Origin of the sequence: Methylotenera sp. L2L1, from assembly GCF_000744605.1 — a bacterium.
Lineage (GTDB): Bacteria > Pseudomonadota > Gammaproteobacteria > Burkholderiales > Methylophilaceae > Methylotenera.
The window spans coordinates 497,619-512,316 of the sequence record NZ_JQMG01000001.1 but is presented as its reverse complement, the minus strand read 5'-3'; the positions used below and the strand labels follow the sequence as shown (position 1 = coordinate 512,316).

Here is a 14,698-nt window from a genome sequence, read left to right as displayed (position 1 = left end):
TTGCTTGGCAGAAGAAACGCCGGTTGCATTAGTTTATAACGGTGTTTCTCATGCTGTCATGTTGGCAACAGCCCAAGACTTAGATGATTTTGCATTGGGTTTTTCGCTATCTGAAGGCATTGTCGAGAGTGCTAGCGAGTTATACGATATCGATGTTCAAGTGCGAGATAATGGTATTGAGTTGCATTGTGAGATTGCGACCGAACGTTTTGTGCAGTTGAAAGAGCGGCGCCGTACATTAGCAGGTAAGACTGGTTGTGGTTTGTGTGGTGCAGAAAGTTTGGCTCAGGCCGTACGTTACCCTCAGCGCTTAATGTCTCAATCTGCATTTGCTGCGGAAAGTATTATGCGCGCATTACACGCTATGCAAGCAAGGCAGGTGTTGCAGCAGCAAACAGGCGCAACGCATGCTAGCGCATACGCGTTGGCTGATGGCACATTGAGTATTGTGCGTGAAGATGTTGGTCGACATAACGCGCTTGATAAACTTGTTGGTGCGCTTGAAAAAAGTAGTGTCAAGTCTGAGCTTGCTCGAGATGGTTTTATTATCACCACGAGTCGTGCCAGTTTTGAGATGGTGCAGAAAACAGCTAGTGCTGGCGTCAGTTTGTTGGTTGCCGTATCAGCGCCCACAGGATTGGCTGTACGTGTAGCAAAAGAATGTGGCTTAACTTTACTAGGTTTTGCGCGCGAGAATAGGTATGTAGCTTATAGTCACGGCGAAAGAATTTTGAAACAATAAGAGATAGAAAAGTTAGAGTATATGGATATCCAACGTTTAATTTCAATGGCGAATCAGATCGGTGATTTTTACGAGTCTTATCCGAATCAGAGTCATGCTCAGGAAGACATTGCCGGGCATCTCAATCGCTTTTGGGCGTTACCGATGCGTAAGCAAATTGCAGAGTATGTGAATGTTCAGGGTGGAGTAGGGTTGCATCTAAAAGTTCAGAGCGCAATCAAAGCGCACTTGCAGTTGTAAGCCTAAGCCCATTTGCAGTTATAAACACTTTAGTATGCATTGACTTGGGTGCTCATCCAAAAACTGCTGACATAAGGATGCAGTTTTTGGATAAGGAAAGCAGCTAATACAGGTCGACTTTTTTATTGCTGACGCTGATAAAGTCTAAAGCTTTCTTTTCTGTCAGCAGATCTTTTTCCTTGCCAGATTAACTTCCATTCGTCCGCTGGTTGCATTCTTGTTAAGCCTCTTTCATCTTGAATCAGATAAAAGTCACAGTTAGCCGATTGGGAGCTACCGAGAGACTCTAGTTGAAGATTAGTGTAGTAGTGTAATAGCAGTCGTTGTGACTGCCCAATATTAAGGCTGTTAATGCAAGAGGTGCTGCTCGGCATCGATTCCTGCAGGCTTTTAAATACTGGCATATAGCTTTTCGCGCTATCGATCCATGGTAGCCATAGCGTCATCAGCAAGCCCCATCCAAACGTCATGCCTACAGCCCAGTTAGTCACCGCAGCACGGTTGCTTTGTCTCGCTCTTACACATGTGAAAATCCAGATGCTAGTGATAGTGATAGCAAGCGTTAGGCTGATAATGCTTAGGTCGGCATTGTCGGAGCCAGATAAAAACTGCATGCGCTCTTTGATTTTGCTAGGATAGCCCGCCACCATTGCAAACCAGCCAAGCCAGATGAGTGCACCTGCTAAACCAAATAAAGAGATGCCAAACCAGTTTAGGGCTGATGCAGCGCCACGTTTCAGATGGTCAACGCTACCAGCACCAAGTGCAACTAGTGGTAATAGCAAGGTTAGTGCGTTGATGTCCCTATTATCGGCACCTGCACCTAGCGCAATTAAGCTGCAAATAAAGAAAACAAGCATCAGCTGAAATCTTGGTTTCCCGAGCAGTTGCAGGCGGTAGCGCCATAGACTCCACAATGCTAAGGGTAAGGCAGGCCATGCATACCAGATGAGTATTTTAAAAAAGTAAACATAGTTATAGTGATTGAAGTTGGTTAACTCAGCCTTAAGCCATGCGTGAAATAAGCCAGGAAAATATAATATAAAAGGAACTAGCCATAAAGCGACAAAAGGAATTGCGACCAAAAGTGCAGTGCTGAAAAATATTGCAAAACTCTTTGTGCGCCAGTGACTAAAGGTCAGTCCTAACAATACCCCTGTACCGATTAAAATAAGTGCTGGTAATAATCCTTTGGACAAAAATCCCACTGCAATTGCAGCGCCCAACAGCACACTTGCCCTCCATGGTCTGCGCTTTGACAGTGCAAATGCATAAAAACCTGTTGCAGTGCTAGTGAGCGTAGCGACTTCGGCATTGAGGCTGTGAGCATTTAAAATAAGGCCGATAGTCCCTATCATGATAAATGTCGCGTAGCGACCTACACCGCGAGTCCACAGTTCGCGACCAGCCATGCCTACCATCAATAATGTAATAGACATCCAGAATGCATTAATGAGGCGAGCACCGTCGTGCATATCCAGCCATGGACTGAATAGCTTGGCACTACCTGCAGCAGAGAGGTGGTAGAGCGGGGGTAAATCTAACAGTGTTTGGTTGGCAGCTAAAGGTGCAATTAAATGACCGTTGTCTAGAATGTCCTTAACGATGCTGATGCTACTCGTTTCTAATGGCTTCCATGGTGTGTGGCCGATAAGGCCAAGAAAAATCCAAATAATAGATAAGAGGATGAGTAATTGTGATTTTGCGTTCTCACCTATGCGTGCGCGAGGTGTAGACATATTGCCTTGCCAGTCGTGATCAAGTTGGAAGCGCATATTGATTAGCTCGGTATCTGCATCATTGAGGTGTGCTCATTTTATATGAGCAAGAGAGTTGGATAAACATCATACTAAAACAAAAGGCAGCCTAAGCTGCCTTTTGATGAACGATAATCTGCAAGCAGGTTCGTAACTTTTTGATTACATACCGTATTTTTTACGGAATTTATCAACACGGCCAGCCGTATCAAGAATCATTTGTTTACCAGTGTAAAACGGGTGTGATTTTGAAGATACTTCAATTTTAACCAATGGGTACTCTTTACCATCAGTCCACTTAATTGTGTCTCTTGCGTGGATAGTAGAGCGAGTTAAAAAAGTAAAGTCAGCACCAATGTCTTGAAACACAACTTCACGGTATTCTGGATGAATTCCATCTTTCATAATAATAGCCTCTTATTGATTGCCGAACGATACGGCATATGTTGCAAATTTTTGCGATAACTCAGCATTATATTTACATTGCTGACGCTATGCAAGAAAAATTGTTTGGTGTAAAGGAGTTAGCCTCTACGCATACTGTCAAAAAAATCCGCATTGTTTTTAGTTGACTTGATTTTGTCCAACAAGAACTCCATCGCTTCAAGGTCATCCATCGGATAGAGTAGTTTGCGTAATACCCAGATTTTTTGTAGTACATCTTTTTCGATTAGCAACTCTTCACGACGTGTGCCAGATTTATTGACGTTGATTGCTGGGTACTGGCGTTTTTCTGCCATGCGGCGATCAAGATGAATCTCCATGTTGCCGGTACCTTTAAACTCTTCATAGATAACGTCATCCATGCGTGAGCCGGTATCAACCAGCGCAGTAGCAATAATGGTGAGTGAGCCACCTTCTTCAACATTTCTAGCTGCACCAAAGAATCTTTTAGGGCGTTGCAATGCGTTGGCATCCACGCCACCAGTAAGCACTTTGCCTGATGATGGGATGACAGTGTTGTATGCGCGCGCTAGGCGCGTGATAGAGTCTAGTAAGATCACTACATCTTTTTTATGCTCAACCAAACGTTTGGCTTTTTCCAGCACCATTTCGGCAACTTGCACGTGGCGTGTCGCTGGCTCGTCAAACGTAGAAGCAACCACTTCGCCTTTGACTGAGCGTGTCATTTCTGTCACTTCTTCAGGACGTTCATCGATGAGCAGTACGATTAAAATTACATCAGGATGGTTGGCGGTAATGGCATGAGCAATGTTTTGCATCATCACCGTTTTGCCGCTTTTCGGGCTGGCAACCAGCAGGCCACGTTGACCTTTACCAATTGGCGCAATCATATCGATGACGCGGCTAGTAATGTTTTCCGCACCTTTGATATCACGCTCTAGCGTAAGTGGAATGGTAGGGAATAAAGGCGTTAAGTTTTCAAACAGAATTTTATGTTTGGTGTTTTCAGGCGCCTCGCCATTCACCATGTCCACTTTAACTAAAGCAAAGTAACGCTCGCCATCTTTAGGGATGCGAATTTCACCTTGAATACTGTCGCCAGTATGTAAATTAAAGCGGCGAATCTGAGATGGTGAGACGTAAATATCGTCAGGACCTGCTAAATAAGAGGTGTCTGGTGATCTTAAAAAGCCAAAGCCATCTTGTAAAACTTCTAAAGTGCCATCTCCAAAAATGCTTTCACCCTTTTTTGCCTTATTTTTTAGAATGGCAAAAATTAAATCTTGTTTTCGCATGCGGCTGGCATTGTCGATTTCGTTGGCAATGGCCATTTCTACTAATTCTGTAACGGGTAGATGTTTGAGGTCTGATAGATGCATGAGGTCTCGCTAGAACAAGATGTGTGTAGAGATAATGTAAGGCTTTAGATTTAAATGCCAGAGGCTAAGTTTTTGTTGCCTGAAGGGGGTGGTGCTTGGTTTTAAAGCTTTACGTGTTTAAAACCAAGCGCTTGATTTATGCTAAGCGTAATGGGTTTAGATGTTGCTGTCAATAAAAGCTGTTAGTTGCGATTTAGATAGCGCACCAACTTTAGTTGCTTCTACGTTACCATTTTTAAATAACATGAGTGTAGGAATACCACGAATGCCATATTTAGGTGGTGTTTGTTGGTTGTCATCAATGTTTAGTTTAGCAACTTTGATACGGCCAGCATATTCTTTTGAAATCTCATCAAGAATTGGTGCAATCATTTTGCATGGGCCACACCACTCTGCCCAGTAGTCTACTAGCACTGGAATTTGCGATTGTAGAACATCTTGTTCAAAACTTGCATCGCTAAGGTGTGTGATGTGTTCGCTCATAGAAAAAACCTTTAAATTGAATATGACTAATAATACTTGAAAATGTGTATCGTAACGAAAAAAAATGTTTTAGTGAAGTCTAAATGATGCCCAGTAAGATTTAAATTTTATATTATTTCGTGGTGTAGTAAATGTTGAGAGGTGCCGTAAGTGGTTGAATGTGATTTGAATCGCAACTCATCGCATGTCATAAACCATTTCTATCATGAGATAGATTGTTACAGTTAGCCTACGTTCACTTAATGACATTGAATTGAATGCGCTCAACGTCATGGGTTCTTTCTATTAACTTATTAAGCGCAACCTGCTCAGTTTTTTGATTGCACGTAAATGTCAGTTGGCGACCGTTGATATAAGTGCCTCTTGGAGCAATGATCGTTGCTGCTTGTTTTACGGCTGTAATTTCTGGCAGTACTAGGATGTTATTGTTGGTACTGTGCTGAAATATCTTTGCGATTGCACTGTCTGCATAAGGTGCAATCAACTGAATTCCGATATCTAGGCGATCTCTTGTGCCACAATTGGCCCATTTTACAAAGCCTATTGACCATTGTTGTTCGTGCTTTCCTCTGAGTGCAACCAACCCACCAACTTTAATGTTTTTTTCGGCATTGTGGTAGCGTCTAATCGATATGCCGGTTGCGCTGATGTTTAATATTTTCCAGCGTGACGGTGTGACGTGAGTAGCGTTAAGGGCTAAGTTACTGCTGTCGGTGCTAGCCTTCGTAGCATTAATGATGTTGTGAATATCGTCCATGCCTGCAACGAGCTCAATGTCGCCATTTTTAGCTGAGCGACTAAAAACACGTTTAGGTGAGATGCCCCAGTTTGTAATGAGGTATGCAAGTAGTTCCATATAGTCATTATGGTTTGCATCTGCACTAATGCTGCCATTGACAGGGATAGTGCGATTTTGAAGCTTATTAAGGTCTTCATGAATATCGCGAATAAGGTCTATGGTGTGCAGCAGTAGCTCTGAGTCTGGATTAGGTGCAGATTTCTGCTTGCTGTACGGGGTTGGGGGAGCATCTGATGTTAAATTGATAATGAAAGCACCCGAGCTGTTTTCTAAAGGTTCGATAGCGGTGACTCTTGCGGTGCTAACATGGTGTGCTAAGTAATCTGCAATTGCACTGATGTCTTGCTGTATTAAGTGATGTGGCTGCGACAAGCTCATGAGTAGCGTGTGCTTGTAAGTGTCTTCTATTGAAGTCAGTAAATGTGCGTAGGTTTTAGTTTTTAATTGAGCCGAATCATCTTGAATGTTCGTATGCATGATGCCAAGTTTAGCGGCGCAAAAGTAGAGTTGATGTAAGTCGCTCCAAATATGATTGGGCGGGGTCAGATAAGTTTGATAGTGAACTAATGCGTGTTGCGCGATGGCATGCATGGCGCGCTGAATAGCGATAGCTGAGTTTTTATCTGTGCGTAATTTGATGAGTTGGTTCTGTAAGTCGATTAATATAAGTTTGTAGCCGTAGCCAAGTTCTAACCATAGTGATTCACAAGCCAGCGCGGCAGATTTTGCTTTGTCTTCGAGAGGTAGCGTCGCATTGATGTAGTCTGATGCAAGTGCGTTTGTTGTGTTGATGATTAGGGTGCGATAGCAGTCTAATGCTTGCATCCTTTGGTTGGGAGAAACTTTCTGACGATTAAGTGTTTCCAACTCATTGTGTAAATGCGTGGCAATATCAACGGGGTCTTGTGTATTAAGTTCTTGTAACAGTTGGTGTATTTTCTGAGGGCGTGTTTCGGCAATAAATACTGGATGTTCTAGCAATACTGGAATGTTGAGGTTTAATGCCATATTATTTTTTTTGCAATCAATTTATGTGTGTGGATGATTGTATGATATTGCTTATGTGAAGATTAGTATAAACAATACGTTACGAATAGCATACATCTAAAAAAATGTTTTTGCTAGTTTGTATATTCTTGATTGATAAATAGTATGTTGCTGTTTTTATGGTGGATTTATGAATAAGTTTTTATTAGGTTTGTTGATGTTGCTACTGAGTTGCTTCTCGTATGCTGATGTGGCTGCGAAACCTAATTTTTTACTTAAGGATATGGCGGGAGTTCAACATCAACTTTCTCAGTACAAAGGGAAGTGGGTATTAGTGAATTATTGGGCGACGTGGTGTCCGCCATGTCTGGAAGAGGTGCCTGATCTGGTTAATTTGTATGACCAGCATCAACAAAAGGACCTTGTCGTGTTAGGTGTGGTGTTTGACTATAAAGACGTGAAAGAGGTTAATGAGTATGTGGACGACATGCTGATGTCTTATCCGATTGTGCTGGGTGATGATAGCGTTATTGAGCAGATTGGTGCGGCGGATGTGATGCCAACCACTTTTATTTACAACCCGAAGGGCAAGTTGGTGAAAATAAAGCGCGGTGTTGTGACGAAGTTGTATGTAGAAAATCTAATGAAGTCTGGCAACGCGCGTTGAGGGTTGCTAAGTTGTGATAACCTTGTGCACACTTTTATTGAGATGTGCACAAGGTTTTGTGCTGAGTAATCTTTAGCTAGTGTGGCACAGGGATACTGTTGCCATTGCTATCAAGTACGTTTAGCTGGTTTTCGTCTGCAAAATGCATCAGTTGTGCGTAACCTTCTGGGTTGACTGTTTTTAGTTTTAAATCTACAGCTAAGCAACGTACACCATTGACTACGCGTGGTTTTAAGTATGGTGAGTATTTTAGCTTGCGATCTTCACCAAAGGTTGCGTAGGTGCTACACATGCGGTCTACCCAGTCACTAGGGCGGAATGGTTTACCTGCACGCGTGTTACCTTCGATGATAACTTCAAGTTGCTCTTGAGCATTTGTGTGTTCTGTAGTCATTTAATATTTACCAGTGATTGTGCTGTATTCGCAGCGTAATAATTACTTACATTATAACATTGCCTGCCATGATGAAAATGCGACTTGTTTCAAAAGCTTGGGAATAATCGAGAGGCTTTTGTAGTTGCTGATGGGTGTTCATCATTGGATGTATCGATAAATTCGCCACTAAATAATAACCAAATTAAATAATTTTAGTGGCGAGTTTGATGTAATGGTGAGCTTGCACAGTTGAGTGCACTTGCTCACCAAGTTTATTGCGATGGCTTAAGGCATGTATTCGAATACTTTTACTACGGTAGTCACGCCGCTTACATTGCGTGCGATTTCTACTGCAGCATCGGCTTCTTTTTGTGTGACATAACCTAGTAGGTAAACAATGCTATTTTCAGTCACGACTTTAACGTGATTGGCGCTAAAGCGATTCTCAGTTACAAATTGTGTTTTAATTTTTGACGTCAGGAAAGAGTCATTTGCGCGTGCGCTTAATGATGTTTTAGGCCCAATGACTACTTCATTGGTTAGGCTACGTACGCTCTCTGTGGCTAGAATAATGTTGCCAGCCTGCGTTTTTGCATTTTCATTAGGCACTTCACCAGATAACAGTACATTGCCTTTAAAGCTAGTGACATTGACGTGCGCCTCTTCACCTAAGGTATCGTGAATTTTTTTAACGGTTTTTAGTTCAATATTTTGATCTTCAACATAAATGCCTGAAGTGCGTCTATCTGCTGCCATGACACCTGTTGCTGCTGCGCCGCCCACAATAACCGGTACGCAAGCGCTGATTTGAGAGGCTAATGCTAGTGCGGCAAATAGTTTAATGGGTAGTTTCATAATGAACGTCCTTTGATGGATTGGTGATTTAATTCGGATTGATGATTAAAATTAGAGTTTAGCTGTAGTTTAGAAGGCATCTTTTATCCATTCTACTGCGGTTGTATCGAGCGCATGCATTAAAATTGCGTCAAAACGACATGCGCTATCGCCATGTGTTTGTAAATAAAGTTCTGCAGTACGACTAAGTTTTTGTTGTTTGCTGGGGGTGATGCTCATGCCAGCACCTCCAAATTTCGCATTGCTTCGTAAGCGCACCTCAATAAACACGAGTGTTTTTCCATCACGCATGATGAGATCAATCTCACCATGTACGCAGCGGTAATTCTTTTCTAATAGTGTAAGTCCGTTCTTTTGCAGAAAAGTTGCAGCTAGTTGTTCGGCTGCCTGACCTTCTGTAATATGTTTTGCTTGTGGTTTTTCGGACATACCTTAGCTTTATTGCTCTTTCGTAATGCCTTCATAGCTAAATCTGGCCATTGATGGCTGGCGTGTAACTTTGCCATGCATCACGCTGATTTTTCCAGTTAGTCCATTCAGAATAACTTCTTTTTCGCGAGACTGCTGCGTGGCAATCAGTATGGGTAATGCGTCCACACCTAATGCATACCAGCGCAATAAATCGTTCGAATTTAGTTGAGCAATGATGTCTTGGTGCATGGAGAGTTCTGCATTAGATTGTAATAAAAATGGAATCTCTACAAAGCGTACTGCATTTAATGCAGGGTCAGGCGATGTTTCATGTAAGTTGGAAAATGCGACGGTAGGTGTACCTACATTAAGGTATGGTTTGATGGTGCGTGCATCAGCGGCTGACATCGCTAAAAGTACCATATCGTTGGTTTTTTCGCTGATTTTTGTTTGGATATCAAGCAAGCTTGGGTCGCTGGCTGTGATGTGTTGTGGCAATGTGATGATATTGAAGGTGCGGTGATCTTCATTCAAGTTAAATGCTTTTTGCCATGCACTGTTGAAGTATTTGAGTCGTTCTGCTGAGCTTTCGTCCTCAGTTGTAAGAATCGCAACCCGGCTAATCCCATTGTTAAAGGCAAATTTAACAATTTGCTCGGCTTCGTCGTGTAAGTGCAGGCCTAGGGTTAGCGTTTGGTGGGTGCGTGCTTGATGTTTAACTGGTTCAGCTTCATCAGCGTCTTGCTCAAACTGTAGCACGATGAGGTAAGGGTTCACTAGCGGTGTCTCTGCCTCGATGGCGGATACGTTTTGTTCGGTATGGTCTGTTTCATCATTGGTCGATGCATGGACATGAATAGTGTTGTTTAGTCCATGATGTGAAAGTGCTGAGTGTAGCCCTAACTTAAATGCCTCAGCTCTGGCACTATCTGCATCAGAAGCTGGCTTGTAGCTAATTACAATATCATCGGCTGATGGTAGCTTGAGCGTTTGTACTGCGTTTTGTATTTGCAAGGTGTTGGAGAAGGTGAGGGCAGGATGATCTTGATAGCTGGTTTGCCAGGTTTTTAGGCTATTGTTCAGATCTTGATGTTTTGCGGCCAAGGCTAAATCAACCCAGCCTTGAAAGTGTTCGTCAGTGTTGTTGCCGCGGATAGCTAGCAGCTCATTTTGATTGAGTTTGGTGAGTAAGCCCCATATTTGCTCATGGTTTAAAGCGATAGCATTTTTTTGTAGTGTTGCTGGTGTTGTTGATAGGGCGGTATCAACCTGTAATAAATGTACTAAGGTTTGCTCTGAATTTTGTAATTGCGCAAAAGCATTTGCCAAGTATTGATGTAAGCTGATTTTTGCCTCTGCCGTGAATTGTGTTTCGGACTGTAGGGGCAATAGTAGCTGCAGCGCTTGGTCTAGCGCTTGCTTGTGATAGGCAATCTCACCTTGTAATAGTTTGGCGTAGGGCGAGCTGCTTGGTATTTTTGCCAATGCAACCATGGCGCATGCAGTATTGGCCTGTTTAAGGCAGGTTTCGCCTGCTAAAAACTGCACTTCAGCTTTATTGCTGGATGTAGTGATTTGCCCTGCGGCTAAATTTAAACTGCCAAAAAGCAGGCATGTTGCTAAAATGATGTTTATTAAATTATTGGTCATTAAATTTTGTATCCTATAGGCATATTATATGTTGTCGCAACGCCAATTGGAAATCTGCAAGATATTACCTTGCGAGCGTTGGATACACTGAAGGCAGTTGATGCGATTGCAGCGGAAGACACGCGCCATACCTCTGGCTTGCTCAGCCATTTTGGTATTAGCAAGAAGCTGATTGCAGTGCATGAGCATAACGAGCACCAATCCGCAGAAAAACTATTATCACAACTCAATGCTGGTGAGAGTATTGCGCTGGTGACCGATGCTGGCACGCCTGGCATTAGCGACCCAGGTGCTGTGGTGGTGGACCTAGTGCGTAAAGCTGGGGTGAAAGTGGTGCCAGTGCCTGGTGTGAGTGCCGTGATTACAGCGCTGTCGGCTAGCGGTATCGTGCAAAATGGATTTTTGTTTCATGGCTTTTTGCCTGCAAGCGGCGCCGCGCGGCGTAAGGCGTTAGAGGCACTAAAAACACAAACTGTGACATTGGTCATTTATGAAGCACCGCATCGCATTGTAGATAGCATTACCGATATGTGTGCGGTGTTGGGTGGCGAGCGGCGCATTACTTTCGCACGTGAGCTGACTAAAACGTTTGAAACGATTTACAGTTGTGGACTCTCAGATGCAGTCGCTTGGCTGGAAGCTGATACTAATCAGCAACGCGGGGAGTTTGTGCTGCTAATAGAGGCTGCCGCCACTAAAGACGCGGAAGAAATGCCTGAAGAGGCTGTGCGCATATTAAAGTTGTTGTTGGCAGAATTGCCGCTTAAGCAGGCGGTGAAGCTGGCCACAGAAATTACCCATGAAAAAAAGAATGTTTTATACGATTTTGCACTACAGTTAAAACAGCAATCTGAATAACCATCCGTACTATTGAATCAGAGCTATTGAATATGAATAATCCTATGCAGTCACTTACCATTGCACGCCCAGATGATTGGCACTTACATTTAAGAGACGGCGGCGCGCTCAAAGCGGTGTTGCCAGATACGGCAAGACAGTTTGCGCGTGCGATTGTGATGCCTAACTTGCGCCCACCAGTGACAACCACTGCGCTGGCGATTGAGTATCGTGAGCGCATTTTAAATGCGCTACCAGTAGGGGCAAGCTTTGAACCGTTGATGACCTTATATCTCACCGATAAAACGACTGCCGAAGAAGTTGAGCGTGCTAAAGCCAGTGGTATCGTGCATGGGGTGAAACTTTACCCTGCTGGTGCCACTACTAACAGTGACTCTGGTGTGACCAATTTGGGACACTGTGTTAAGGCGCTGGAGGCGATGGAGAAGCTTGGCATGCCTCTGCTGACGCATGCTGAAGTGACCGATAGTGATGTTGATGTGTTTGATCGCGAGCGTGTGTTTATTGAACGCAATATGATTCCGTTGCTTAATCGATTTCCGAACTTAAGAGTAGTGTTTGAGCATATTACCACTCAAGATGCCGCTGATTTTGTATCGCAGGCACCAAGCAATGTGGCGGCAACAATTACCGCACACCATTTGTTGATGAATCGTAATGATATGTTTAAAGGTGGGATTCAGCCGCATCATTATTGTTTACCAATTTTGAAGCGAGAAGAACACCGTGTTGCTTTAGTAAAAGCTGCGACTTCAGGGAATCCTAAGTTTTTCTTGGGTACAGATAGTGCACCGCATGCTAGACATACTAAAGAGGCTGCGTGTGGATGTGCTGGTATGTATACAGCACATACTGCAATGGAGCTATATGCAGAAGCGTTTGAAGCAGCTGGCGCTTTAGATAAATTGGAGGCTTTTGCAAGCTTTTATGGTGCGGACTTTTATGGTTTAGCTCGTAATGCAGAGCAGGTCACCTTGGTTAAACAAAGTTGGAAGGTGCCAAGTAGCTTGCCGTATGAGGGTGATGTGTTAGTGCCATTGAAAGCGGATCAAATGTTGGCTTGGAAGATGATCTAACATCTTCTTTTACCTTTGGCTATCACTGAGGGACGATGCCTAATTATTTGAGTGATAGCTAATCAGTACATATCTTATAAAAATCTGAAAATCATCAAGAATATTCGACTTCTTGATGACTTTTATTTCATATGTCTTTAATGGTCAGCTTTATTGCTCGTCTCACTAGCCGCCGCTTCTATTCTATTTCTTGATACGAATGCAGATGGTTTTGGATTAGCGTAATTTGGAATCTTGAATCGACACTAAGTAGAGGCTTTCCACTTTATCGCGTGCCCATTGGGTTTTGCGTAAGAATTTCAGGCTTGATTTAATGCTGGGGTCATTGCTAAAGCAATTCACCTGAATGCGTTCTGCAAGCCCCTCCCATCCATAATAATCTACCAAGTACGTCACAATGGCTTCTAAAGTGATGCCATGTAATGGGTTGTTGTGCTGAGTGTTTGTCATAAGTGTGTTTATAACATTATTCACCGAAATTTATGTATAAGTATATTGATTGACAGTGTTAAAACTACTTGGTAGTGTAGGCTTAATCTGTTGAATTGAATTCAAATTATGAATGTAAACACCTCATTATCTGGCATGTATACTGCGCAAACTCGCTTAGACGTTGCTGCGAACAATATTGCCAATCTCGGTACGGATGGCTTTACAAGAAAAGAAGTCGTTCAGGCAGATCTGTCTGAAGGCGGTACTAAAGTTGCAGATGTTAGAAATGCTGCGCAGTCTGGCAATAATTTAGAAGCCGATATGGTTGAGCAAATTAAAGCCAGAAATACATACATGACTAATTTATCCGTATTTAAGTCTAATAATGATATGTTGATGGGCACTATTATTGATATTAGTGCTTAATTGGTCATTCGGTTGTTGTGTTTGAAGTGCGGAGGTTTGTATGGATGTATCAGGAATCGCAACGGCAGCATCTAATCTTGCGCAGTACAAAACAGCAAGCGATGTGCAATTGGCCGTGTTTAAAAAGGCTATCGATATCAGTGCTCAAAACTCGTTGCAGCTTATTCAAGCAGCCACACAATCTTTACCTAATAACCCGCCAAATCTTGGCAATGTCATTGATACTTTCGCTTAGCTAAAATTTTTAGTTTTTCTGTCGGTTTGCCTTTTTTTACCTAACTCCCCTGGGTTATGCTTATTCTGTTGTTTTCACTGCACCTTCATTCAGTCTGTAAATAAGAAACCAGCTGTTAAATATGGCAGTTTCAAATAGTATGTTTTAAAGGTTGAAGTGCAAATATTACACTTCAAAACTTTTATCCTCTTTTGCGTTGCTTATGCCTAATACTATTCGGCTTTTTTTGGGCTGGCTTTGTCCTGTAATAAACTCGGCTAGGTGGCTTGCAGCATGTTAAAATACATTTGAAGCTGGCTAGACAGTCGCCGTTCACATTTAACTTGCCAGTTTACTGGCTTAGTTGAATGGAGACGCTCCTCGTGGGCTCTCTTAGTGGAGGGAGGAAAGTCCGGGCTGCATAGAGCGGGATGACGGTTAACGGCCGTCCGCTGAAAGCCGCAAGGTATAAGGCGAGGAATAGGGCCACAGAGACGAGCGTATTAAGTTACGGTGAAACGCGGTAACCTCCATTCGCAGCAAGACCAAATAGGCTGGTATTGGCGTGGCTCGCGCTGCCAGCGGGTAGGTTGCTTGAGCGTGCAAGTAATTGTACGCCTAGATGAATGACTGTCATGCGTTGTAAAACGCAAACAGAACCCGGCTTATCGGCCAGCTTCACTGTTTCGCGTGTGAATAATGAGCTTTCGCGCTTCCGCTTAGGGCTTTAGCCATTTAGTGGAGTGGTGATGCCCTTTACAGGCTTTGTATCAAGATAGTCAATTTTTTATTTCCATTGAGCAAATGCATTTTTAAAATGTACTTTGCATCATCATATTTGTTGATATTTTCCATGGTGTGCAATTTTTTAATGCGTATTTCAGGTCTGCGTGTCATGTTCTGAGTCATAATTTCTATCTTTAAATTTATCCCCCTGAGTT

Annotated in this window: 17 protein-coding genes and 1 other RNA gene; 8 read left to right on the top strand and 10 right to left on the bottom strand. The window is 43.0% G+C overall.

Translation table 11 applies throughout. The features are described from left to right. Window positions 1-4: 4 nt before the first annotated feature. Both fdhD and FG24_RS02435 read left to right on the top strand, forming a co-directional pair. Window positions 5-742 carry a formate dehydrogenase accessory sulfurtransferase FdhD gene (gene fdhD, locus FG24_RS02440; RefSeq protein WP_235189709.1) on the top strand — a complete coding sequence of 246 codons (738 nt, stop codon included), beginning with the start codon at window positions 5-7 and terminating at the stop codon, window positions 740-742. Window positions 743-763: 21 nt separating this feature from the next. Continuing rightward, window positions 764-982, top strand: coding sequence for a formate dehydrogenase subunit delta (locus FG24_RS02435; RefSeq protein WP_036300623.1), 219 nt, complete (start codon window positions 764-766; stop codon window positions 980-982). 122 nt (window positions 983-1,104) lie between these two features. On the opposite strand, the gene FG24_RS02430 is transcribed toward FG24_RS02435, so the two are convergent. The 5 genes from FG24_RS02430 to FG24_RS02410 form a co-directional block, all read right to left on the bottom strand. After that, window positions 1,105-2,757, bottom strand: coding sequence for an ArnT family glycosyltransferase (locus FG24_RS02430; RefSeq protein ID WP_036300620.1), 1,653 nt, complete (start codon window positions 2,755-2,757; stop codon window positions 1,105-1,107). A 144-nt stretch (window positions 2,758-2,901) separates the two neighbouring features. Beyond that, window positions 2,902-3,144 carry a type B 50S ribosomal protein L31 gene (locus FG24_RS02425; protein ID WP_019897248.1) on the bottom strand — a complete coding sequence of 81 codons (243 nt, stop codon included), beginning with the start codon at window positions 3,142-3,144 and terminating at the stop codon, window positions 2,902-2,904. Between the two features lie 119 nt (window positions 3,145-3,263). Beyond that, complete coding sequence (gene rho / locus FG24_RS02420; protein ID WP_015832965.1) at window positions 3,264-4,523, bottom strand: transcription termination factor Rho; 1,260 nt, start codon at window positions 4,521-4,523, stop codon at window positions 3,264-3,266. Between the two features lie 156 nt (window positions 4,524-4,679). Next, window positions 4,680-5,006, bottom strand: a complete 327-nt coding sequence (gene trxA / locus FG24_RS02415; protein WP_015832964.1) for a thioredoxin TrxA — start codon at window positions 5,004-5,006, stop codon at window positions 4,680-4,682. A 235-nt stretch (window positions 5,007-5,241) separates the two neighbouring features. After that, a complete protein-coding gene (locus tag FG24_RS02410; protein WP_036300613.1) occupies window positions 5,242-6,813 on the bottom strand; it encodes a hypothetical protein in 1,572 nt (523 codons plus the stop codon). 169 nt (window positions 6,814-6,982) lie between these two features. Between FG24_RS02410 and FG24_RS02405 the strand changes: the two genes are divergently transcribed. Next, window positions 6,983-7,459 (top strand): TlpA disulfide reductase family protein, encoded by a 477-nt coding sequence (locus tag FG24_RS02405; protein WP_036300611.1) that lies wholly within the window; start codon window positions 6,983-6,985, stop codon window positions 7,457-7,459. Window positions 7,460-7,535: 76 nt separating this feature from the next. Here the strand turns inward: FG24_RS02405 and FG24_RS02400 are convergent, their stop codons facing one another. The 4 genes from FG24_RS02400 to FG24_RS02385 form a co-directional block, all read right to left on the bottom strand. Further along, window positions 7,536-7,853, bottom strand: a complete 318-nt coding sequence (locus FG24_RS02400; RefSeq protein ID WP_036300609.1) for a DUF3579 domain-containing protein — start codon at window positions 7,851-7,853, stop codon at window positions 7,536-7,538. 267 nt (window positions 7,854-8,120) lie between these two features. Next, window positions 8,121-8,690: a BON domain-containing protein gene (locus tag FG24_RS02395; protein ID WP_036300608.1), complete on the bottom strand. Its 570-nt coding sequence runs from the start codon at window positions 8,688-8,690 to the stop codon at window positions 8,121-8,123. Window positions 8,691-8,759: 69 nt separating this feature from the next. Continuing rightward, a complete protein-coding gene (locus FG24_RS02390) occupies window positions 8,760-9,119 on the bottom strand; it encodes a YraN family protein (protein WP_036300606.1) in 360 nt (119 codons plus the stop codon). A gap of 9 nt (window positions 9,120-9,128) precedes the next feature. Next, window positions 9,129-10,751 carry a penicillin-binding protein activator gene (locus FG24_RS02385; protein WP_036300604.1) on the bottom strand — a complete coding sequence of 541 codons (1,623 nt, stop codon included), beginning with the start codon at window positions 10,749-10,751 and terminating at the stop codon, window positions 9,129-9,131. Window positions 10,752-10,757: 6 nt separating this feature from the next. Here FG24_RS02385 and rsmI point away from each other — a divergent pair, with 6 nt between their 5' ends. Next, the gene (rsmI, locus tag FG24_RS02380) at window positions 10,758-11,609 is read left to right on the top strand and encodes a 16S rRNA (cytidine(1402)-2'-O)-methyltransferase (protein ID WP_036300600.1); all 852 of its coding nucleotides are present in this window, start codon (window positions 10,758-10,760) and stop codon (window positions 11,607-11,609) included. 44 nt (window positions 11,610-11,653) lie between these two features. After that, window positions 11,654-12,685, top strand: a complete 1,032-nt coding sequence (gene pyrC, locus FG24_RS02375) for a dihydroorotase (protein WP_036303862.1) — start codon at window positions 11,654-11,656, stop codon at window positions 12,683-12,685. Between the two features lie 216 nt (window positions 12,686-12,901). Here pyrC and FG24_RS02370 read toward each other — a convergent pair whose 3' ends face one another. Beyond that, the gene (locus FG24_RS02370; protein ID WP_036300596.1) at window positions 12,902-13,135 is read right to left on the bottom strand and encodes a VF530 family DNA-binding protein; all 234 of its coding nucleotides are present in this window, start codon (window positions 13,133-13,135) and stop codon (window positions 12,902-12,904) included. Between the two features lie 108 nt (window positions 13,136-13,243). Between FG24_RS02370 and FG24_RS02365 the strand changes: the two genes are divergently transcribed. The 3 genes from FG24_RS02365 (at window position 13,244) to rnpB (ending at window position 14,441) form a co-directional block, all read left to right on the top strand. Then, window positions 13,244-13,543 carry a flagellar basal body protein gene (locus FG24_RS02365; RefSeq protein ID WP_036300591.1) on the top strand — a complete coding sequence of 100 codons (300 nt, stop codon included), beginning with the start codon at window positions 13,244-13,246 and terminating at the stop codon, window positions 13,541-13,543. A gap of 40 nt (window positions 13,544-13,583) precedes the next feature. Beyond that, window positions 13,584-13,778 carry a YjfB family protein gene (locus FG24_RS02360; RefSeq protein ID WP_036300579.1) on the top strand — a complete coding sequence of 65 codons (195 nt, stop codon included), beginning with the start codon at window positions 13,584-13,586 and terminating at the stop codon, window positions 13,776-13,778. Window positions 13,779-14,067: 289 nt separating this feature from the next. Then, an RNA gene (rnpB, locus tag FG24_RS12465) (RNase P RNA component class A) lies at window positions 14,068-14,441 on the top strand. Window positions 14,442-14,698 lie beyond the last annotated feature (257 nt).

Bases quoted from the DNA above. Each gene is read 5' to 3' on its own strand.
- FG24_RS02370 (WP_036300596.1), bottom strand. From the start codon at position 13,135: ATGACAAACACTCAGCACAACAACCCATTACATGGCATCACTTTAGAA.
- FG24_RS02425 (WP_019897248.1), bottom strand. From the start codon at position 3,144: ATGAAAGATGGAATTCATCCAGAATACCGTGAAGTTGTGTTTCAAGAC.
- FG24_RS02410 (WP_036300613.1), bottom strand. From the start codon at position 6,813: ATGGCATTAAACCTCAACATTCCAGTATTGCTAGAACATCCAGTATTT.
- FG24_RS02435 (WP_036300623.1), top strand. From the start codon at position 764: ATGGATATCCAACGTTTAATTTCAATGGCGAATCAGATCGGTGATTTT.
- pyrC (WP_036303862.1), top strand. From the start codon at position 11,654: ATGCAGTCACTTACCATTGCACGCCCAGATGATTGGCACTTACATTTA.
- FG24_RS02405 (WP_036300611.1), top strand. From the start codon at position 6,983: ATGAATAAGTTTTTATTAGGTTTGTTGATGTTGCTACTGAGTTGCTTC.
- FG24_RS02365 (WP_036300591.1), top strand. From the start codon at position 13,244: ATGAATGTAAACACCTCATTATCTGGCATGTATACTGCGCAAACTCGC.
- FG24_RS02390 (WP_036300606.1), bottom strand. From the start codon at position 9,119: ATGTCCGAAAAACCACAAGCAAAACATATTACAGAAGGTCAGGCAGCC.
- FG24_RS02360 (WP_036300579.1), top strand. From the start codon at position 13,584: ATGGATGTATCAGGAATCGCAACGGCAGCATCTAATCTTGCGCAGTAC.
- rho (WP_015832965.1), bottom strand. From the start codon at position 4,523: ATGCATCTATCAGACCTCAAACATCTACCCGTTACAGAATTAGTAGAA.
- FG24_RS02430 (WP_036300620.1), bottom strand. From the start codon at position 2,757: ATGCGCTTCCAACTTGATCACGACTGGCAAGGCAATATGTCTACACCT.
- trxA (WP_015832964.1), bottom strand. From the start codon at position 5,006: ATGAGCGAACACATCACACACCTTAGCGATGCAAGTTTTGAACAAGAT.
- FG24_RS02385 (WP_036300604.1), bottom strand. From the start codon at position 10,751: ATGACCAATAATTTAATAAACATCATTTTAGCAACATGCCTGCTTTTT.
- FG24_RS02400 (WP_036300609.1), bottom strand. From the start codon at position 7,853: ATGACTACAGAACACACAAATGCTCAAGAGCAACTTGAAGTTATCATC.
- FG24_RS02395 (WP_036300608.1), bottom strand. From the start codon at position 8,690: ATGAAACTACCCATTAAACTATTTGCCGCACTAGCATTAGCCTCTCAA.